The organism is Kluyvera sp. CHPC 1.2972 (genome assembly GCF_036759925.1).
Taxonomy (GTDB): domain Bacteria; phylum Pseudomonadota; class Gammaproteobacteria; order Enterobacterales; family Enterobacteriaceae; genus Kluyvera.
The window spans coordinates 1-20960 of record NZ_JAPKIB010000009.1 but is presented as its reverse complement, the minus strand read 5'-3'; the positions used below and the strand labels follow the sequence as shown (position 1 = coordinate 20960).

Below are 20960 nucleotides of genomic sequence, written 5' to 3'. Positions count from 1 at the left end.
TTGAGGCCGCGGTACGGAGCCTGACATTGTTGTCGTTCGAAAACGCCGCATTCTACACTACAACCGCGTAACCAGGAAATGCTCTTCCCGCAAGCATAGCGCTTCCTGCGAGAAGCGTTCCAAAAATAATAAAGCCAGCGTAATCACTGGCTCATTTCGGTTGAAGATGCGGTGCGAATCAGGTCAGGCGGAAGCCCCACGCTGATGATGATGGGCTGCCAGGTTTCCCTGGCGGCAAGCCGAGGCGAGAGGCCTTTGGCAATCAGGAACCCGCCAACGCCACCGAGCACCGCGCCGCATAGCGCCGCAATGTCAGTGCCGAACAGCACCTGAAACAGCGCCGCGACCACAAACAGCCCCAGCAGCGGTGACATGTAGACCAGCATCGCGGAACCGAGCAGGCTGCCTTCGGTGATCCCCAGTTCAACCTTTTGCCCGGCCACCAGTGGTTCGGCGCTGGGAACGGAAATCGTGTGGGTCGTCTGCGGCCCCAGCTTGTTCAGCACGCGGCTACCGCAGCCCGCGCGTGATGCACAGCTATTACAGGAGGCTTTTACGTCGCAGCTAACCTGCGCAACACCGTTATGCCAGGCAATAACGGTGGCCCACTCTTTAATCATTGCGCACCCTTGAATTGAATACCGTCAGCAACCCGCTTCGCCGTTGGCGGCGGCAGTTCACCAACAATCGTGATCTCGACTTGGTTACGGATGGTCGTGGTGACCGTACGGCGACCGGTACGCAGCATCTGCTCGCTGCTGTTAGCCGTCGCGCGACTGATGTTCACGGAGAAGCTAAACAGGCCGTCGGAATAGAGACGTGATTCAACCGGGCTATCGACGCTCGGCAGCGTACGACGGCTGCTGGAGATCTCTTTAAAGCCCTGCGGCAACCAGCTTGCTGACCAGTTAAAGGTAGCGCTGGTGCCCGTTGGCAAAGAGAGCTGCGGCGGCAAAGTGGCTTTCGCCAGCCCCTGCATGCTGGTGCTGACCTGATCGCCCGTCGAGAAGGAAACCACCCGGAACTGCTCAAGGGTTTCACCGTCGCGGTCAAGGAGGTCAACGCGCATTGGCAGCTTGCTTTCAGAATCCATCCACACGATATAGCTATAGCGCGTACCGTCACGCGCCACGACGCGAATCACATCGCACATGCGGTCGGCAATACGCGTACGGCCTACGGAGATAAAGTCGTAGTAAGGCGCAAGGCGTTTGAAATCGGTATAAACCAGGGAAGGCAGCGAGTCGACGATGTAGTCGCCGTTCAGCGTGAAGGGATCGAGCCCCGGCTCAAAGTAGCTGATTTCACTGCCGCGCTGGACAACTTCGCGGCGCGGGCCGTCCATCTGCAGCAGCTCCGCCAGCGGTTGGCCGTTAAGGCGCACGTGACGATAGCGCAGTGATTCGACGCCTGATTTATTAATGCTGACGAACGACAGCTCGTAGTTGAGTGACTGACTGGCCAGATTCATCTCCTGCAACAACGCCCCGGACGATACATCAGCCGAGGCGTTGGCGGTGAAGAACAGGCTACCAGCCACAAGGGACATGGCACACCAAAGTTGCTTCATTACTGCGATTGCGTTCCTAGAGTTTGATAGCCTGGCACTTGAACAGCCGCTTGCTGGGTTTGTGCCTGCTCAAACTGAAGCTGTTCTGAATGCAAGCGACGCTGCAATTCGTAGTCCTGCAGCATAGCGTTAATGCGACGGCGCTGTTCCTGAACCTGTTGCGGCCCAGTGCTGCCTGCCGACGCGTCCGAAGGAACCCCCAGGCTAACCGGACTGGCTTTACCCATCATCGGCAACGTATTGAATACCGGTGATTCAGGTTGGGAGGATTCCGGTTGCCCATTATAGTGCTGAACGCCGACAATAACAGCAAGCGATACGCAAGCTGCCACGCCCATCTGGGTAAGCGAACTGGCCCACGGACGAACTTTGCTCCAGAACGGCATCTTCTGCCATTGGTGCGGTGCTGGCTGGGCTTCAGGAATAAGCGGTGCTGTCTTAAGACGAACCGGCTCATTTTCGATGGCGGCCATTACGCGAGAGGAAATATCGAAGTGAAGCACGTCACCCGTGTCGCCGCGAAGCGAATCGCGGATAAGGTGATAGCTTGACCAGGTTTCCTGTAACTCTGCCGAGCGCGTCAACTCTGTCAGCAGCTCGTTATCCAGCGTTTCACCATCCATTAAGGCGGAAAGTTTTTCTTTCTGCATGCCTAATACCTTTTCCAGTATCCCGCTTCCATCAACGCCTGATAAGCGGTTGAACTTTATTATCGATAGCTTCTCGCGCACGGAAGATACGTGAACGTACCGTACCAACCGGGCAATCCATGATGGCCGCTATCTCTTCATAGCTTAGGCCATCGAGCTCCCGCAAGGTAATTGCCATGCGTAAATCTTCCGGAAGCGCATCAATGGTACGAAAAACTATCTGTCTCAGTTCTTCTGACAACATTAAGTTCTCAGGGTTCGAAATTTCTTTCAAAGCGCCACCGCTTTCAAAGTTTTCGGCATCGTTCGCGTCAACATCACTGGACGGCGGGCGACGACCCTGAGCAACCAGATAATTTTTAGCCGTGTTGACCGCAATGCGGTACAGCCACGTATAGAAAGCACTATCTCCCCGGAAAGAATCCAGCGCGCGATAGGCCTTAATAAAAGACTCTTGGACCACATCCGGCACGTCGCCAGAGGGTACATAGCGGGAAACCAGGCTCGCAACCTTATGCTGATAGCGCACTACCAGTAGGTTAAAAGCTTTCTGATCTCCTTTCTGGACCCGTTCAACCAGGACCTGGTCCGTTAACTGCTCGCTCATCCGAGGTAATGTCTCCCCAAACCTTATTCCCATGCGTAATCAGAATGCCACTCCACCACTGCATTATGAGCAAGCAGAGACTTAGAGTGTTCGAATTTCGTAAAGTTCCGTTACGCTTTGTTTTTTGTTTAGCTCAGACCGTTCATTGTCTATCATTATAAGTCTGCTGATGCCTACCAATACGTAAGTTGCGAAATAAAAACGCAAATCCCGAGAAGAGTAACGTAACCCGGCTTTTATTTCATCATAAATACGTCTTAAAACTCATAGCGTTCCTCTTATTTTTCATTCTCCCATCCCCTCCATTTCCCCATCAAATGTTTAGTCATTACAACCATAGCTCAAAAAAACCCTGCCCATGTCGCTTTTATAGTGCTACTCTCCGCTTACCGTGTTTAGTAAATTAAACAAAGATGATGAACTCACTTCCAGAACTTTCTTGTGATGTACTGATTATCGGTAGCGGCGCAGCAGGCTTGTCGTTGGCACTCCGTCTGGCAGAGCACAGTTCGGTTATCGTGCTGAGCAAAGGGCCGATCAGCGAAGGTTCCACCTTCTATGCCCAGGGCGGTATTGCCGCCGTCTTCGATGAGACGGACAGCATTGAATCGCATATCGATGATACGTTGATTGCCGGTGCCGGCATTTGCGATCGCCAGGCCGTGTCGTTTGTTGCCAGCAACGCCAAACACTGCGTGCAGTGGCTTATCGATCAGGGCGTGCTGTTTGACACCCAGGTGCAGGCAAACGGGGAAGAAAGTTATCATCTGACGCGCGAAGGCGGACACAGCCATCGCCGTATTCTGCATGCCGCCGATGCCACCGGGCGCGAAGTCGAAAACACCCTGGTCAGCAAAGCCATTAACCACCCCAACATCCGCATTCTGGAACGCAGCAACGCCGTTGACTTAATCATCTCTGATAAAGTCGGCCTGCCCGGCACCCGCCGTGTGGTTGGCGCCTGGATTTGGGATCGTAATAAAGAGAAGGTTGAAACCTGCGCGGCGAAATCCGTCGTGCTGGCGACCGGCGGTGCTTCAAAGGTCTATCAGTACACCACCAATCCAGATATCTCCTCCGGTGACGGTATCGCCATGGCCTGGCGGGCGGGCTGCCGCGTGGCAAACCTCGAATTCAATCAGTTTCACCCTACCGCGCTGTACCATCCTCAGGCGCGTAACTTCCTGCTGACCGAAGCGTTACGCGGCGAAGGCGCACACCTGAAGCGCCCGGACGGCAGCCGCTTTATGCTGGACTTTGACGAACGCGCCGAGCTGGCGCCGCGTGATATCGTCGCACGCGCCATCGACCATGAGATGAAGCGCCTCGGCGTTGACTGCATGTACCTCGACATCAGCCATAAACCGGAAGATTTTGTACGCCAGCACTTCCCGATGATTTATGACAAGTTACTGGGCCTGGGAATCGACCTGACCAAAGAGCCAGTGCCGATTGTGCCAGCGGCGCACTATACCTGCGGCGGCGTAATGGTTGACGATTACGGTCGTACCGACGTGGATGGGCTCTATGCCATTGGCGAAGTGAGCTATACCGGGCTGCACGGCGCCAACCGCATGGCATCCAACTCGCTGCTGGAGTGTCTGGTATACGGCTGGTCGGCGGCGGAAGATATTCATAAACGCATGCCGTATGCGCGTCAGGCAGAAAAACTGCCTGCGTGGGATGAGAGCCGCGTGGAAAACTCTGACGAACTGGTGGTTATTCAACATAACTGGCACGAGCTGCGCCTCTTTATGTGGGACTACGTCGGCATTGTGCGCACCACCAAACGGCTGGAGCGCGCGCTGCGCCGTATTACCATGCTGCAGCAGGAATTGGACGAGTACTATTCCCGCTTCCGCGTGTCGAATAACCTGCTGGAGCTGCGTAACCTGGTGCAGGTAGCCGAGCTTATCGTGCGCTGCGCGATGATGCGCAAAGAGAGCCGTGGCCTGCATTACACGCTGGACTACCCGGAGCTGTTAGCCGAATCGGGCCCGTCGGTACTCTCTCCGCTGGTTCACATAAATAGATAGAACGCCTGGGTCAGCGCAGTGTAGCCTTCCGAATACTGCTGCTCTGGCCCACGGATCACCAGCCTGTCGCTAAAGCACTCGCCGCCCTTCGGTGAAAACGCGAGTAATACTCGATGCGGCAGGCGCATCTCCGTTTCCGCCACGTCGGTGCGCAGGCGTAAATGCCAGCCCATGGATAACGCCTGCTGGGTAAACGTCTGGCCGATATTTTCCGGCAGCACCACGCAGAAGAAACCATCTTCGGTAATGGCGTTCGCCGCGCAGGCCAGCAGCGCTTCATGGTCGAGCGAGGTGGTGTAACGAGCCTGCTCACGCTGCGGCGTTGCGCACTCCACCCCCTGCTCATAATAAGGCGGGTTGCTGACAATCAGGTTATAGCGCGTAGTCAGCCCCGCAACCCACTGCTGAATATCTGCCGTATGTACCTGAATACGTTCCGCCCATGGGGATTCAGCCACGTTTTCACGCGCCTGCTCCGCGGCGTCTTCATCAAGCTCAACGGCATCGATCGCCACGCTATCATCCGTACGCTGCGCCAGCATCAGCGCGAGTAAACCGCTGCCAGCGCCAATATCGAGGATCCGGGTTACCCGTGCGATAGGCGACCAGGCGCCAAGCAAAATACCGTCCGTACCGACTTTCATGGCACAACGATCGTGAGCGACAAAAAACTGCTTAAAGGTAAATCCGTTGCGGCGAAGCGCGGATTTAGAATCAGAGATCATGGTCAACCTTGCCAGGGGAACTGCATAAGCTTTTATAGCTATGCACAATACCCGAGAACAGATAGCCATACAAACAGATGAAGATTAGAGCCGTAACGTCTATAATCAGCGCCTCACACAGAGGTAATCATGACTGTAACGACTTTTTCCGAACTTGAACTTGACGAAAGCCTTCTGGAAGCCCTCCAGGATAAAGGCTTTACACGCCCGACTGCCATTCAGGCTGCCGCCATTCCGCCTGCGCTCGATGGACGTGATGTTCTCGGTTCTGCGCCAACCGGCACCGGTAAAACAGCGGCGTATTTGCTGCCTGCGTTGCAGCACCTGCTCGACTTTCCGCGCAAAAAATCTGGCCCGCCGCGCATCCTGATCCTCACGCCTACGCGTGAACTGGCGATGCAGGTCGCCGATCATGCTCGCGAGCTGGCAAAAAACACGCACCTGGATATTGCGACCATCACCGGTGGCGTTGCGTATATGAACCACGCCGAAGTGTTCAGCGAAAACCAGGATATCGTGGTGGCGACGACCGGTCGTCTGCTGCAGTACATTAAAGAAGAAAACTTCGACTGCCGCGCCGTTGAGACACTGATCCTCGACGAAGCAGACCGTATGCTGGACATGGGCTTTGCCCAGGATATCGAGCATATCGCCGGTGAGACCCGCTGGCGTAAACAGACGCTGCTGTTCTCCGCGACCCTCGAAGGTGAAGCGATTAAAGACTTTGCCGAGCGTCTGCTGGAAGATCCGGTAGAAGTGTCTGCGACGCCGTCGACCCGCGAGCGTAAAAAAATTCATCAGTGGTACTATCGCGCTGATAACTTCGAGCACAAGGTTGAGCTGCTGAAACACCTGCTGAAGCAGGAAGATGCCACCCGTACCATCGTGTTTGTGCGTAAGCGCGAGCGTGTGCACGAGCTGGCGGAAATCCTGCGTCAGGCCGGTATCAACAACTGCTATCTCGAAGGCGAGATGCCGCAGATTAAGCGTACCGAAGGCATTAAGCGTCTGACCGACGGCCGCGTCAACGTGCTGGTTGCGACCGACGTTGCCGCGCGCGGGATCGATATCCCCGACGTCAGCCACGTCATCAACTTCGATATGCCGCGCGGCGCAGATACCTACCTGCACCGTATCGGCCGTACCGGCCGTGCCGGTCGTAAAGGGACGGCGATTTCTCTGGTGGAAACGCACGATCACCTGCTGCTGCTGAAAATCGGCCGCTATGTCGAAGAGCCGCTGAAATCTCGCGTCATTGACGAGCTGCGTCCGACAACGCGCGCGCCGAGCGAAAAAATGACCGGCAAACCGTCGAAGAAAGTGCTCGCCAAACGCGCCGAGAAGAAGAAAGAGAAAGACAAAGAAAAACCGCGTGTGAAGGTTCGTCACCGCGATGCCAAGAACGTTGGCAAACGCCGTAAACCAAGCGGCAGCGCTGCGCCAGAGCAGACTAACGAAGAGTAAAGCAAACGCCGGGATAACCTCCCGGCGTTTTCATATTGGAAGGTAACGGAAGCTGACCATGAAGAAAAAAGAGTTTGTGACTCAGGATCTCCTCAGCAAAATCTACCAGCAGCACAGCGAAGGGCCGCGCAAGCTCCCGCCGGAACGCCAGCTGGCAGAGGAGTACGGCGTATCACGCTTTACCATTCGTCAGGCGCTGGAGAAGCTTGCCAGCATCGGGGTGGTTCGCATCGTTCAGGGTTCCGGTATCTGGATTAACGAGCAAACGCGCAGCAATCCGCTGGTCTATAACTCAATCACCGAAAAGCGTTTCGATCAGATGCGCTATCGTATGGTAAGCCTGCACAAGAAGCGACCCGAGCGGGAAGACCAGCAAATTTTCGGCCTCACCGACGATGACTTTATCTGGCAGTTCTGCCGGTTACGCTTTGTCGATGACGTCGCGACCCAAATTGAAATATCCCGCATGCCCGCCGCCCTGTTCAGCGACCTCAATCAGGAAGTGATTGAACGCTCGTTACAGCAGTACGTGCTGAGCAAAGGGCTGCAGATTTCCCATCTGCTGACCAGCTATCGGGCCGTCAGCGTCAGCCGCGAGCAGTCGGTGCTGTTGGGCTGCAAAAAAGGCAGCCCGGCCATGCACATCAACAACCGTGGGATCCTCGACGGCGGACGCGTGTACGAGATAAGCGACATTATCGATATCAACTACAGCTGCACCTACGTGATCCCCCATAACCGCGACAACCTCACCTTCCGCCAGCAGCCGCAGAGTTGATTTACGGCGTGTGAATAGTGCCGTCAGGAAGGCGGCTCTGCGTCCACTCATGCGGGCGGTACATCACCGGGTACTTCAGCGCCAGCGTCTCATCAAAACCAACGCCAATACCTGGCGCCGTCGGCGGATAGATAAAGCCGTTTTTCACTTCAGGTGCGCCGGGGAATACCGCATCCGTCATCGCGGAGCGCGGAATAAATTCCTGAATGGCGGCATTGTGCAGATGGATATTCAGGTGGGTATTCACCGCGACGCCAATCGGCGTCATGTCGCCAGGCCCATGCCACGCCAGCCGCACGCCAAAGGCCTGGCACAGCACCGCCAGCTTCAACGCCGGAGTGATACCGCCAATCTGCGAAATATGACAGCGGATAAAATCGATCTGTCGGTTGACGATAAGGTCATGCCACTCTGCAGGGTTATTAAACAACTCTCCCATCGCTAACGGCACGCTGCTCTGCTGGCGAATCTGTGCCAACCACGGGCTCTGCTGTGGCGGTAAAATATCTTCAATAAACCACGGCTGGTAAGGTTCAAGCTGCTTTGCCAGCTGCAATGCCTGCTGCGGGAAGAGGCGTTCGTGAACATCATGTAGGATATGGAAACGGTAGCCGTAGCGTGCGCGGAGTAGCCGGAACATCTCGACCGTATTGCGCACGTATTCGTCCTGATCGAACCATGCGCCCGGCGTTGGGTTCTCTGGAGTCTGCATTTCTCGCGACGTTCCGCCGTAAAATCCGAGCTGGCAGCGAATGTAGCGGTACCCCTGCTCCAGCAGATTATCCACGGACACGAATAGCTCATCCGGCGTTTCACCGCTGGCATGCGTATAAGCAGAAATCGCGTCACGCGATTTTCCGCCGAGCAGTTGATACAGCGGCATGCAGGCAAGCTGCGCTTTGATATCCCACAGTGCCATATCAACGCCGGAAATGGCGTTATTCATCACCGGGCCGTTACGCCAGTAAGCGTTAACGTTCATCATCTGCCAGAGGTCTTCGATATTATTGGCATCACGGCCCAGCAGCAGCGGCTGTAGATATTCATCCACCAGCGTTTTCACCGCCAGCGGGCGCTGCTGGAACGTCGCACAGCCCAGCCCCACCGTTCCGTTATCCGTTGTCACCCGAACCGTCACCAGATTATGGCGGTCTGGACGGGTGATAAAGCACTCAATCGCAGTAATCAGCGTAGGTTTCACCGAAAGCTCCCAGGGAGAATTAATAATGGATTCCTATTATCTTCACCCTATTTTTAGCATGGGGTAAACCTTTTTATTGAATAAATATTTTGGTTCAAAAACCCATGGATTTATATTTAAAAAACGTACCAATTAATCCAATCGCTACCATTAATAGCCAAATACAGCGCAAAATGTGATTGTCATCATCTTTTATTGGTTTGTTTTTATTGAATAGCTTATTTACCATTTCCGCAGACAAATAAAACAACAAACATACCGCAGGAGCCGCTATGGGGACGCAAGAGGCTATCAGCCGAATTATTGGTCTGGTGGGTGGTCAGGAAAATATCAATAAAGTCTGGCACTGTATGACCCGGCTACGCTTTGATTTAATTGATGACAATAAAGTCGCGCAGGAAGAAATTAAAAAACTGCCCGGCGTGCTGGGTGCGCAACTGCAAAGCGATCAGTTTCAGATAATCATCGGGCCAAAGGTCAACAGCTGGTATGAACTACTGCAGGAGAGCTTAGGCAACGGTGAACAGCACGTGTCTCACAGCACGCCCAAAGCGCGGAAAAGCCTGGTCTCGTTGTTTATGGATACGGTGTCTGGCGTCTTTGGCCCTATCGTCCCCGCCATTGCGGGCGCCGGGATGATTAAAGGTCTGCTGGCGGGTCTTATCGCGCTGAAGCTGGTATCGCCGAAAAGCGATACCGTGATGATTATCGACCTGATAGCGAGCGGCGTTTTCTACTTTCTGCCGTTCTTCCTCGCCGTTTCGGCGGCGAAAATCTTTAAAACTAATGAATATCTGGCAGCGGCGGTGGCGGCTTGTCTGATGTATCCAACGCTGATTGACGCCGCCAAAGCGCTGGCAACCCATCAGGCCGATGCCGTCTCTGCGCTCTGGCTACTCAACGCTATTCCGGTATCGGTCTTTAACTACGCCTCCAGCGTGATACCCGTTATCTTCTCGATTCTGGCGCTGAAATATATTCATCAGGCGGTCGACAGAATAATGCCAGAGGTGCTGAAAACGGTCTTTACCCCGACGCTGACGCTGTTCCTCGGCGCGCTAGCGGCCCTGGTGGTGATTGGCCCGATTGGTATCTGGCTGGGTAAAATGCTGGCGTGGTTTATCGAAGGGCTATTTGGCGTATCGGCAAGCTTTGCCGGGCTGGTTGTTGGGGCCATTCGCCCGGTCGCGATCCTGACCGGTATGCACCACGCCATGACGCCGATTGCGCTACAGAACTTTAGCGATCGTGGCTATGACATGCTAATGCCGATGATGTTTATGGCTAACATGGCCATCGCAGGATCCACGTTTGCCATCTGGCGGGTCAGCAAAGAGAACCGGACCGTTACGCTTTCTGCCGCAATTTCCGCGCTGCTGGGCATTACCGAACCCGCGCTGTTTGGCGTGCTTACCCGCTACAAAAAAGCATTTATCGCAGCGACGATAGCCAGCTCCCTGGCCTCCGCGTTTATCGCCTTCTTTGGCGTGCGGCTATATGGCTATATTTTGTCGAGCATCTTTAGCCTGCCCGCCTATATCGGCCCCTACTTTGTCTTTGCGCTTTCCGGCATGGCCATCGCACTGATCCTCTCCTTTACGCTCACCACCGTTCTGGTAGGTCGCGAAGAAGCAAAATAAAAAAATCCCCCCGCAGGCACCCTGCGGGGGGATTCATCTACTGATGTCGGGCTAGCCCGACACGCCACTTTCCCACCCCTGAGAAATTACAGGCTCTCAGTAAAAGTACGCGCAATAACGTCGCGCTGCTGTTCTGGGGTCAGAGAGTTAAAGCGCACCGCATAACCAGACACACGAATGGTCAGCTGTGGGTATTTTTCCGGATGCTCAACCGCGTCCATCAGGGTTTCACGACGCAGCACGTTCACGTTCAGGTGCTGACCGCCTTCAACGCGGACTTCTGGTTTTGCTTCAACCGGGATTTCACGATATTCGATGTCGCCCAGCGCACTAACGGCAACAACGTCATCTTCTGCGTAACCGCCTTTTGCACACAGGCAGCGTGCTTCGCCTTTCTCGCTGTCGAGCAGCCAGAATGAGTTCAGCAGATCGTTGTTTGCAGCTTTAGTGATTTGGATACCTGTAATCATTTGATGCCTCCCTAAGGCTCGTTATATTCGTTTTTAACCGGCCTGACCGCGGCCAATTGGTAAAACCATTGTTGCTTGAGTGTATATATACCCCTCAAACACCCCTGATTCTTTGATTTAAATCAACAAAAACCACACCACAAAAAAGGTCATATAGGAAAATACTTGTTTTGCATCAAGTTACGCCCTACCGCTTACGTAAAAATTTTTGTAAATCTTCAACTTTTTTTAGCCCACCAGCAGCGAGCGCTGCCTTCCGATTTTGTGATGTCGAAAGAAGCAGTTAAGCTATACCGATAGCAATTCGCAGGAGAGCGAGATGACCACCCCTTTAATCTGGCACGACGTGCTGGCCGCTGAAAAAGCGCAGCCTTATTTTGTGAACACCCTTGCCACCGTCGCCAGCGAGCGTCAGTCCGGCCAGACTATCTATCCGCCGCAAAAAGATGTCTTTAACGCCTTTCGCTTTACCGAGTTAAACGATGTGAAGGTGGTGATCCTCGGGCAGGATCCGTATCACGGCCCTAATCAGGCACACGGTCTGGCCTTCTCCGTGCAGCCAGGTATCGCAACGCCGCCTTCACTATTGAATATGTACAAAGAGCTTGAGGGAACCATCCCCGGTTTTACCCGCCCGAACCACGGCTATCTTGAGAGCTGGGCGCGCCAGGGCGTGCTGCTGCTCAACACCGTGCTGACCGTTCGCGCAGGACAGGCGCACTCGCATGCCAGCCTTGGCTGGGAAACCTTTACTGATAAAGTGATCGCGCTGATTAACGAGCATCGCGAAGGCGTGGTGTTCTTATTATGGGGATCGCACGCGCAGAAAAAAGGCGCCATTATCGATACTCACCGCCACTGCGTGCTGAAAGCACCGCACCCCTCGCCGCTCTCCGCGCATCGTGGGTTCTTTGGCAGCAACCATTTTGTGAAGGCGAATGAGTGGTTGCAGCAGCGCGGGGAAGCGCCGATTGACTGGATGCCGGTGCTGCCGGAATAGTTCGGAGGTTTTCCCGGCGTCGCGTTGCTCGGCCGGGCTACGATTCAAATGTAGCCCGGCCGAACGCAGTGACGCCGGGGAGCAGTACAGATACAAAAAAACCGGTCGAGTCACCTCTTCCGGTTTTTTTTCAACATCGCGTTTGCTTACGCTTTATGCTGACGCCACCATTCGGCTAACAGCACACCCGTCGCCACGGAGACGTTCAGGCCTTCAACGGCACGCGTCCCGTCGATAGAAACGCTCATGTCAGCGATAGCGGCAGCTGCTTCGGAAACGCCATCGCGATCCTGGCCCAGCGCCAGAACCATCTTCTTAGGCAGCTCGGATTGGAACAGTGGCATGCCACGGCCGTTGCCGCTGGTCGTTACAATGGTGTAGCCCGCGTCGCGGAACTGCTCCAGCGCCTCGATGAAGCCGTCGCCGGTAATTGGCTCAACGTGTTCAGCACCACCTTCTGCGGTACGGATAGCGGCACCGGATTCCAGCAACGCGGCATCCTGCAGTACCACGCCTTTCACACCGAAGTGCGCGCAGCTACGGATCATCGCGCCAAGGTTGTGCGGGTTACCCGCATCTTCCAGCGCCAGTACGCAATCTTCTTCACCGCTTTTCGCAACCCACTGCTGTACGGACGTTCCGTTACGCTTTTTGATCAGGAAGCACACGCCGCCGTGGTGCTCAGTGCCGGACGCTTTCGCCAGCTCTTCTTCGTCAACCACGTGATAGGCTTTACGGTTCGCCGCCATCCAGCGCAGCGCTTCTTTAAAGCGTGGGGTCACACTCTGTACGAACCATGCACGAACGATAGCGTCCGGGCGGCTCTGGAACAGCGCCTGACAGGCGTTTTCACCGTAAACACGGGTCTCTTCTGCGCGCTGACGACGCAGGACTTCTGGATCGATAAAGCTTTTACCGCTGATCCCGCCGTGATCGGCTTTCGCCGGAGCGTCATCACCAGGAGCACGGGAAACCGTACGCCATGGGGAGCCTTCACCACGCTCGCGATCGCGTTCTACATCGCGGTCACGGCCACGTTCACGGCCGCGTTCGCTGTTAGGACCCTTTCTCTCATCACGGGCAGGGCGACGACCGCCTTCGGCACGGGAAGCACCAGCACGGGATGTGCCAGGACGGCCTCCGCCTTTACCAGTACGAGGATTTTGGGTGCGTTTGTCCGAGTCATCGTCACTGCGGACGTACATCACTTTGACCTTGCCGTTTTTGTTTTTCAGTTCGTCGCTCATGTTTTTCTCCACCTGCGCTGCGCGAAGCGCGCAGATTACCTGATGTGTTAGCGCTTAGCCATTACTTCATAAAAAAGACCACGACTATTATATCCATCGGATAAAACGCCTTGTTGATTAATACAGTCTTGTTGATAATGTGTAACATTATAGAAACACCCGGCAACATTGCCGTTCTGCAACACGATGACCCAGAGGTGAGTTATGAATACCGTTTGTGCCCACTGCCAGGCGCTTAATCGCATTCCAGAAGCGCGTATTAACGAAGCGGCAAAATGTGGACGCTGTGGTGAAGACCTGTTCTATGGCGAAGTGATTAACGCTACGGACAGCACGCTGGATAAACTGCTGAAGGACGATCTCCCCGTTGTTGTTGATTTCTGGGCGCCGTGGTGCGGCCCATGCCGTAACTTCGCCCCCATCTTCGAAGATGTCGCCGAAGAGCAAAGCGGCAAAATTCGTTTTGTGAAAGTGAACACCGAAGCGGAACGCGAGCTCAGCGCCCGTTTTCGCATCCGTAGCATCCCGACCATTATGATTTTTAAAAATGGTGAAGTTGTCGATATGCTTAACGGCGCGGTACCGAAAGCGCCGTTTGAAAGCTGGCTGAACGAAGCCCTGCAGGCATAATCCCATCGGGGCACATCTTGTGCCCCGTATTCACCTCTGCGACAATAGCGTTTTTGCCGTACGATTCCCATGATTGATAACGCCGTTCTTCGGTTGCGCGCCGAGCGACTTGCCCGCGCGACTCGCCCTTTTCTTGCCCGTGGTAATCGGGTTCGCCGCTGCCAGCGCTGTCTGCTGGTGCAACGCTACTGTCTGTGCGACACCATCGCCCCGCATCCAGCAAAGAGCCGTTTTTGCCTGGTGATGTTCGATACCGAACCAATGAAGCCCAGCAACACAGGCCGCCTGATTGCCGACATTTTGCCGCAAACCGAGGCTTTTCAATGGTCACGTACCGAGCCGCCGCAGGCGCTGCTCGAGCTGGTTAAAAACCCGGACTATCAGCCGATGGTGGTTTTCCCCTCGTCCTACGCAGACCCAGACCGTCAGGTGCTCACTACGCCACCCGCCGGAAAACCGCCGCTGTTTATTATGTTAGACGGAACCTGGCCAGAAGCGCGGAAAATGTTCCGTAAAAGCCCGTGGCTGGACAATCTGCCGCTTATCTCCGTCGACCTGTCGCGGGTGTCGGCATACAGCCTACGCGAAGCCCATGTCGAAGGTCAGTACTGCACCGCCGAAGTCGCCATTGCGCTATTGGATTTAGCCAACGACACCGGTGCCGCCTCTGCGCTCAGCGGGCACTTCACCCGCTTTCGTGAGCACTACCTTGCAGGAAAAGCTCATCATCAGGGGAACATCACAACAGCCGAAGCGGAAAACGGTTAAACTCATTAAATTACTGTCGCGTAAGGAAGACGGCTATGAGTCAACGTGGGCTGGAAGCACTTCTGAGGCCAAAATCCATTGCGGTGATTGGTGCCTCAATGAAACCACAACGGGCCGGTTTTTTGATGATGCAGAATCTACTGGCCGGCGGCTTTGCCGGCCCCGTTCTGCCCGTAACTCCAGCCTGGAAAGCGGTGCTTGGCGTTCTCGCCTGGCCGACGATTGACAGCCTCCCCTTTTCGCCAGATCTCGCGGTGCTTTGCACCCACGCTCGGCGCAACCTTGAGCTACTGGAAGCGCTAGGGGAAAAGGGTTGCAAAACCTGCATTATTCTCTCTTCTACTCCCGATCAGTTCAGCGCGCTAAAAGCCTGCGCCGCCCGCTATCAGATGCGTCTGCTGGGGCCAAACAGCCTCGGGCTACTGGCGCCATGGCAGGGCCTGAACGCCAGCTTTTCCCCGGTACCCATTCGCAAAGGCAAGCTGGCTTTTATTTCTCAGTCGGCTGCCGTTTCCAATACCATCCTCGACTGGGCTCAGCAGCGGGAGATGGGGTTTTCTTACTTTATCGCGCTGGGTGACAGCCTGGATATTGATGTCGACGACCTGCTCGACTATCTGGCGCGTGACAGCAAAACCAGCGCTATTCTGCTCTATCTGGAGCAACTCAGCGATGCACGGCGCTTCGTCTCCGCCGCCCGTAGCGCCTCACGCAATAAGCCGATTCTGGTGATTAAAAGCGGGCGCAGCCCAGCCGCTCAGCGTCTGCTGCACGTGAACTCCGGGATGGATCCGGCCTGGGATGCGGCCATTCAACGTGCGGGTCTGCTGCGCGTGCAGGATACCCACGAGCTTTTCTCCGCCGTTGAAACCCTCAGCCATATGCGCCCGCTTCGCGGCGAGCGGCTGATGATTATCAGCAACGGCGCGGCACCCGCCGCGCTGGCGTTGGACGAGCACTGGGCGCGCAACGGGAAGCTTGCCACCCTCAGCGACGAAACGCGCCAACAGTTACAACAACGGTTGCCGGACACCGTTGAGGCCAATAACCCGCTGGATCTACGCGACGACGCCAGCATCGAACACTATTTAGCAGCGGTGAATGTGCTGCTCAATAGCCCAGACCTGGATGCCCTGATGGTAATCCACTCTCCTAGCGCTACGGCGCCGGGCAGCGAAAGCGCCACCGCGCTGATTGACCTTATCAAGAAGCACCCGCGTGGGAACTACATTAGCGTGCTGACCAACTGGTGCGGCGAATATTCCTCACGGGAAGCGCGCCGCATGTTCAGCGATGCGGGCATCCCAACCTACCGTACGCCGGAAGGGACGATTACCGCCTTTATGCATATGGTGGAATACCGGCGTAACCAGAAGCAGCTGCGGGAAACACCGGCGCTGCCGCATAGCCTGACGGCCAATACCAGCCAGGCGCACGAGCTATTACAGCAGGCAATAGACAGCGGCATCCGCGCGCTGGACACCCACGAAGTGCGTCCGATCCTGGAAGCCTATGGGTTGAATACGCTGCCAACCTGGATTGCCTCAGACAGCGCCGAGGCGGTGCATATCGCCGAGCAAATTGGTTATCCGGTGGCGTTGAAACTGCGCTCGCCGGACATTCCGCACAAATCGGAAGTTCAGGGCGTCATGCTCTACTTACGTACCGCCACCGAGGTACAGCAGGCTGCCGACGCCATTCTTGACCGCGTCAAAATGGCCTGGCCACAGGCGCGCATTCACGGCCTACTGGTGCAGAGTATGGCCAACCGTGCTGGCGCACAGGAGCTACGCGTAGTGGTTGAGCACGACCCAGTTTTCGGCCCGCTGATTATGCTAGGCGAAGGCGGCGTAGAGTGGCGTGCGGAAGATCAGGCCGCCGTAGCGCTGCCACCGCTGAATATGACGCTGGCGCGCTATCTGGTGATTCAGGCCATTAAGGGTAAGAAAATCCGCGGCCGCAGCGCGCTCCGCCCGTTAGATATCCCGGGTTTAAGCCAGCTGTTGGTGCAGGTTTCTAACCTGATTGTTGACTGCCCGGAGATCCAGCGTCTGGATATTCACCCGCTGCTGGTCTCCGGTAACGAATTTACCGCGCTGGATGTGACGCTGGATATCGCCCCGTTTAGTGGTTCGAGCGAGAGTCGGCTCGCCATTCGTCCGTATCCTCAGCATCTGGAAGAGTGGGTCACCATGAAAAACGGCGAACGCTGCCTGTTTCGCCCTATCCTGCCGGAAGATGAGCCGCTATTGCAGCAGTTTATCGCCCGGGTCACAAAAGAGGATCTCTACTACCGCTACTTTAGCGAGATTAACGAATTTACCCATGACGATTTAGCCAACATGACGCAGATCGACTACGATCGAGAAATGGCCTTTGTGGCGGTTCACGGTTCTGGCGATGATACCGAGATCCTCGGCGTGACCCGCGCGATTTCCGATCCGGATAATATCGACGCGGAATTTGCCGTACTGGTACGTTCCGATCTAAAAGGCCTTGGGCTCGGCGGGAAGTTGCTGGATAAGCTTATCGGCTACACTCGCGCTCACGGTTTACTGCGCCTGAACGGCATTACCATGCCCAATAATCGCGGAATGATAGCGCTCGCGAGGAAGCTCGGTTTTGGCGTTGATATTCAGCTGGAAGATGGCATCGTCGGGCTATCCCTAAGGCTGAGTGATGACTAAGTTGCTGGAAATGCTGCCCTTACCCGACAGAGATGGTATCATTGACCGCTTACGTCGTCTGCCAGGTACAGAGGACCCTTCACTAAACCAGAGAAGAAACGCACTGTGATGTTGTCAAAATTTAAGCGTAATAAACATCAACAACACCTTGCCCAACTACCCAAGCTTTCACAGTCTGTTGATGATATTGAGTTTTTCTATGCTCCAGCAGATTTTCGTGAAGCTCTGCTCGCAAAAATCGCTAGCGCCACGCGCCGAATTTGCATCGTCGCGTTGTACCTCGAACAGGACGACGCCGGAAAGACGATTCTGCAAGCCTTGTATGAAGCCAAGCGTCAACGTCCGGAGCTTGAAATCCGCGTGCTGGTTGACTGGCATCGCGCACAACGTGGGCGTATTGGCGCTGCCGCTTCTAATACCAATGCGGACTGGTACTGCCGTACTGCGAAAGAGAATCCGGGCGTAGAGGTTCCCGTTTACGGCGTGCCTATCAACACCCGTGAAGCGCTCGGCGTGCTGCACTTTAAGGGCTTCATTATTGATGACTGCGTGCTGTACAGCGGCGCGAGTATCAACGATGTTTATCTGCATCAGCACGATAAATACCGCTATGACCGCTATCAGTGCATCCGTAACCCGCAGATGGCTGACATCATGTTTAATTGGGTATCGGAGAATCTGGTTGAAGGTCGCGGCGTTAACCGTCTCGATAATACCGAGCGTCCGAAAAGCCCGGAAATTAAAAACGATATTCGTCTTTATCGTCAGGAGCTGCGCGATACCAGCTACCATTTTGAGGGTAACGCCAGCGATGACGAGCTCACCGTCACGCCGCTGGTTGGTCTGGGCAAAACCAGCGTACTGAATAAAACGATTTTCCACCTGATGCCGTGCACTGAAGAAAAGCTCACCATCTGCACGCCATACTTCAACCTGCCTGCGCTGCTGGTGCGGAATATTATTCGCTTGCTGCGGGATGGGAAAAAAGTCGAGATCATCGTCGGTGATAAGACGGCAAACGACTTTTATATTCCTGAAAACGAGCCGTTTAAAATTATCGGTGCGCTGCCTTATCTGTATGAGATTAACCTGCGCCGCTTCCTTAGCCGCTTGCAGTATTACATCAATACCGATCAGCTGACCGTGCGTCTGTGGAAAGACGAGGATAATACCTATCACCTGAAAGGGATGTGGGTGGATAACGAGTGGATCCTGCTGACCGGCAACAACCTTAACCCCCGCGCCTGGCGCCTGGATCTGGAAAACGCCGTGCTGATCCACGACCCGAAAAAGCAGCTGGCTTCTATGCGCCAGAAAGAGCTGGATCTGATCCGCAAAAACACAACGGTGGTGAATGATTTCCGCGATCTACAAAGCATCGCAGAATACCCCGTTAAGGTGCGTAAGCTGATTCGTCGTCTGCGACGTATTCGTATCGACCGACTGATCAGTCGTATCCTTTAAATTGTAGCCCCGTTTCGACGGGGCTTTTTTTCAAGGAGCTATAATGACCCGCATCCTCGTTCTTTGTAGCGCGCTCGTATTAAGCGGCTGTAGCCATATGGCAAACGACAGCTGGAGCGGGCAGGATAAAGCCCAGCACTTTATTGCCTCCGCCATGCTCTCTGCCGCCGGTAACGAATATGCGCAGCACCAGGGCATCAGCCGCGACCGCAGCGCCGCCATTGGCTTTATGTTTTCCGTCAGTCTGGGGGCATCAAAAGAGCTGTGGGATAGCCGCCCGGCGGGGAGCGGCTGGAGCTGGAAAGACTTTGCGTGGGATGTCGCCGGTGCCACAACCGGCTATGCGGTGTGGCAGCTGGCGCAGCATTAGCGTGCTACAGGCGTAACCCCTTCCCTTTGCGGTGCAGCTTCAGCGATACCAGGAATGCCAGCGCCGCCATCACCGTGACATACCAGAAGAAGGCCGTCTCAATCCCGGACGACTTCAGCGACAGCGCAACGTACTCAGCCGAACCACCAAACAGCGCATTCGCTACCGCATAAGAGAGCCCGACACCCAGAGCACGAACCTGTGCCGGGAACATTTCAGCCTTCAGAATCCCGCTGATTGAGGTATAGAAGCTGGTAATCAACAGTGCGCACATCACCAAACCAAATGCAGCATAAGGCGAAGTGACGTTTTGCAATGCCGAGAGAATGGGCACGGTAAACAACGTCGCCAGCGCGCCAAAGCAGAGCATCGAGGTTCGGCGACCGACTCTGTCCGAAAGCAGGCCAAAGAACGGCTGTACCAGCATGTAAACAAACAGCGCTGCCGTCATAATCACGCTGGCGAGGTTTGCGCTCATGCCTGCGGTGTTCACCAGATACTTTTGCATATAGGTGGTGAAGGTATAGAAGCTTAGCGACCCTGCCGCGGTAAAGCCTAACACCATCACGAAGGCTCGGCGATTACGCCATAACCCTTTGAAGGAGCCCGCCTCTTTTAGCGTACGTGTCTCTTTCTGTGATGTTTCATCCAGTTGACGACGCAGCCACAGCGCAACAATCGCCAGCACTGCCCCCATCGCGAACGGTATACGCCAGCCCCAGGCGTGGAGGCTTTCGCTGTCCATCACGTTTTGCAGAATAACAACGACCAGTACCGCCAGCAGCTGGCCACCGATTAAGGTGACGTACTGGAATGACGCATAGAAGCCTTTGCGCCCTTCAACCGCGACTTCACTCATATAGGTTGCACTTGTGCCGTACTCTCCACCGACGGAGAGTCCCTGGAACAGACGCGCCAGCAGCAGCAACGCCGGAGCCCAGGTACCAATCACGCTGTAGCCCGGCAGGCAGGCGATCACCAGCGAGCCAAAGCACATCATACAGACGGAGATAAGCATTGAAACTTTGCGTCCGCGGCGGTCGGCGATGCGGCCAAACAGCCATCCGCCGATAGGGCGCATCAGAAAACCGGCGGCAAAGACGCCTGCGGTTTGCAGGAGCTGGGTGGTGGTATTTCCGGATGGAAAGAAAATATGGGCAAAATACAGAGAACAGAACGAGTAGACATAAAAGTCAAACCATTCAACGAGATTCCCCGATGATGCCCCGACAATTGCCATGATACGACGGCGAGTATCGCTGCCGGTAAGCGTCCCTTCTGGGGTCACACTGGTTACAGCCATTTGTTAACTCCTGCCAAAAGCGATCTCCTGCCTTAACCGGGCGTAACACGTCACGCAGGCAGATATTTTAGTAAATGAAATGTTATATAATTGTTATATGTAAATTAGTGACCACTGTCACGTTTTTCATTAGCAAGATCACGATTTAGGAGTAACTTCAGTGGTGAGGTTCGTTTGAAGGGAGAAACGAAAGGAGTGGGTATACATCTGGCGGTGTGCATGGCCCCGGAGTCGGCGTAAACGCCTCGTCCGGGCTACGGTTTCATTATCACCGTCTGTAGCCCGGGCGAACGCATGTACGACCGGATACATAGGTAACACTTCAGACCGGGAACATAGGTAACACTTTC

At 55.0% G+C, this 20960-nt stretch carries 19 protein-coding genes; 10 read left to right on the top strand and 9 right to left on the bottom strand.

Annotation, left to right across the window (positions count from 1 at the left end; all coding sequences use genetic code 11):
• Positions 1-143: 143 nt before the first annotated feature.
• From rseC to rpoE, 4 genes are read right to left on the bottom strand one after another with little or no spacing between them, the layout of a single operon-like run.
• On the bottom strand, positions 144-620 hold the full coding sequence (gene rseC / locus V6944_RS14805) for a SoxR-reducing system protein RseC (protein WP_333496854.1): 477 nt from the start codon (positions 618-620) through the stop codon (positions 144-146).
• Positions 617-1570, bottom strand: coding sequence for a sigma-E factor regulatory protein RseB (gene rseB / locus V6944_RS14800; RefSeq protein WP_333499506.1), 954 nt, complete (start codon positions 1568-1570; stop codon positions 617-619). Before rseB ends, rseC begins: the two co-directional genes overlap by 4 nt.
• Positions 1570-2220: an anti-sigma-E factor RseA gene (gene rseA / locus V6944_RS14795; RefSeq protein WP_333496856.1), complete on the bottom strand. Its 651-nt coding sequence runs from the start codon at positions 2218-2220 to the stop codon at positions 1570-1572. Before rseA ends, rseB begins: the two co-directional genes overlap by 1 nt.
• Before the next feature lie 31 nt (positions 2221-2251).
• Positions 2252-2827 (bottom strand): RNA polymerase sigma factor RpoE, encoded by a 576-nt coding sequence (gene rpoE / locus V6944_RS14790; RefSeq protein WP_035893821.1) that lies wholly within the window; start codon positions 2825-2827, stop codon positions 2252-2254.
• A gap of 416 nt (positions 2828-3243) precedes the next feature.
• Between rpoE and nadB the strand changes: the two genes are divergently transcribed.
• A complete protein-coding gene (gene nadB, locus V6944_RS14785; RefSeq protein ID WP_333499607.1) occupies positions 3244-4863 on the top strand; it encodes an L-aspartate oxidase in 1620 nt (539 codons plus the stop codon).
• On the opposite strand, the gene trmN is transcribed toward nadB, so the two are convergent.
• Positions 4848-5585, bottom strand: coding sequence for a tRNA(1)(Val) (adenine(37)-N(6))-methyltransferase TrmN (gene trmN / locus V6944_RS14780; RefSeq protein WP_220438347.1), 738 nt, complete (start codon positions 5583-5585; stop codon positions 4848-4850). The two genes, nadB and trmN, sit on opposite strands and share 16 nt — an antisense overlap.
• Before the next feature lie 132 nt (positions 5586-5717).
• Between trmN and srmB the strand changes: the two genes are divergently transcribed.
• A complete protein-coding gene (srmB, locus tag V6944_RS14775) occupies positions 5718-7052 on the top strand; it encodes an ATP-dependent RNA helicase SrmB (protein WP_185670079.1) in 1335 nt (444 codons plus the stop codon).
• A gap of 58 nt (positions 7053-7110) precedes the next feature.
• Positions 7111-7830 carry a GntR family transcriptional regulator gene (locus tag V6944_RS14770; RefSeq protein WP_333499505.1) on the top strand — a complete coding sequence of 240 codons (720 nt, stop codon included), beginning with the start codon at positions 7111-7113 and terminating at the stop codon, positions 7828-7830.
• Between the two features lies 1 nt (position 7831).
• On the opposite strand, the gene V6944_RS14765 is transcribed toward V6944_RS14770, so the two are convergent.
• Positions 7832-9031, bottom strand: coding sequence for an enolase C-terminal domain-like protein (locus tag V6944_RS14765; RefSeq protein ID WP_333499504.1), 1200 nt, complete (start codon positions 9029-9031; stop codon positions 7832-7834).
• Positions 9032-9303: 272 nt separating this feature from the next.
• Between V6944_RS14765 and V6944_RS14760 the strand changes: the two genes are divergently transcribed.
• Positions 9304-10671 (top strand): PTS transporter subunit EIIC, encoded by a 1368-nt coding sequence (locus V6944_RS14760; RefSeq protein WP_333499503.1) that lies wholly within the window; start codon positions 9304-9306, stop codon positions 10669-10671.
• A gap of 86 nt (positions 10672-10757) precedes the next feature.
• Here the strand turns inward: V6944_RS14760 and grcA are convergent, their stop codons facing one another.
• Complete coding sequence (gene grcA / locus V6944_RS14755) at positions 10758-11141, bottom strand: autonomous glycyl radical cofactor GrcA (protein ID WP_185670077.1); 384 nt, start codon at positions 11139-11141, stop codon at positions 10758-10760.
• 319 nt (positions 11142-11460) lie between these two features.
• Between grcA and ung the strand changes: the two genes are divergently transcribed.
• Positions 11461-12141: a uracil-DNA glycosylase gene (ung, locus tag V6944_RS14750; protein WP_333499502.1), complete on the top strand. Its 681-nt coding sequence runs from the start codon at positions 11461-11463 to the stop codon at positions 12139-12141.
• Between the two features lie 146 nt (positions 12142-12287).
• On the opposite strand, the gene V6944_RS14745 is transcribed toward ung, so the two are convergent.
• Positions 12288-13388, bottom strand: coding sequence for a tRNA/rRNA methyltransferase (locus V6944_RS14745; protein ID WP_333499501.1), 1101 nt, complete (start codon positions 13386-13388; stop codon positions 12288-12290).
• 204 nt (positions 13389-13592) lie between these two features.
• Here V6944_RS14745 and trxC point away from each other — a divergent pair, with 204 nt between their 5' ends.
• The 5 genes from trxC to V6944_RS14720 all read left to right on the top strand — a co-directional run bounded on the left by trxC (position 13593) and on the right by V6944_RS14720 (position 19307).
• Positions 13593-14018: a thioredoxin TrxC gene (gene trxC / locus V6944_RS14740; RefSeq protein ID WP_333499500.1), complete on the top strand. Its 426-nt coding sequence runs from the start codon at positions 13593-13595 to the stop codon at positions 14016-14018.
• 69 nt (positions 14019-14087) lie between these two features.
• On the top strand, positions 14088-14786 hold the full coding sequence (locus tag V6944_RS14735; protein ID WP_185670074.1) for a tRNA-uridine aminocarboxypropyltransferase: 699 nt from the start codon (positions 14088-14090) through the stop codon (positions 14784-14786).
• A gap of 35 nt (positions 14787-14821) precedes the next feature.
• Positions 14822-17473: a bifunctional acetate--CoA ligase family protein/GNAT family N-acetyltransferase gene (locus tag V6944_RS14730; RefSeq protein ID WP_333499499.1), complete on the top strand. Its 2652-nt coding sequence runs from the start codon at positions 14822-14824 to the stop codon at positions 17471-17473.
• A gap of 108 nt (positions 17474-17581) precedes the next feature.
• Positions 17582-18937, top strand: a complete 1356-nt coding sequence (gene pssA, locus V6944_RS14725; RefSeq protein ID WP_333499606.1) for a CDP-diacylglycerol--serine O-phosphatidyltransferase — start codon at positions 17582-17584, stop codon at positions 18935-18937.
• Between the two features lie 43 nt (positions 18938-18980).
• The gene (locus V6944_RS14720) at positions 18981-19307 is read left to right on the top strand and encodes a YfiM family lipoprotein (protein WP_220438339.1); all 327 of its coding nucleotides are present in this window, start codon (positions 18981-18983) and stop codon (positions 19305-19307) included.
• Positions 19308-19311: 4 nt separating this feature from the next.
• Here the strand turns inward: V6944_RS14720 and V6944_RS14715 are convergent, their stop codons facing one another.
• Positions 19312-20610, bottom strand: a complete 1299-nt coding sequence (locus tag V6944_RS14715) for an MFS family transporter (RefSeq protein WP_185670071.1) — start codon at positions 20608-20610, stop codon at positions 19312-19314.
• Between the last annotated feature and the right edge of the window lie 350 nt (positions 20611-20960).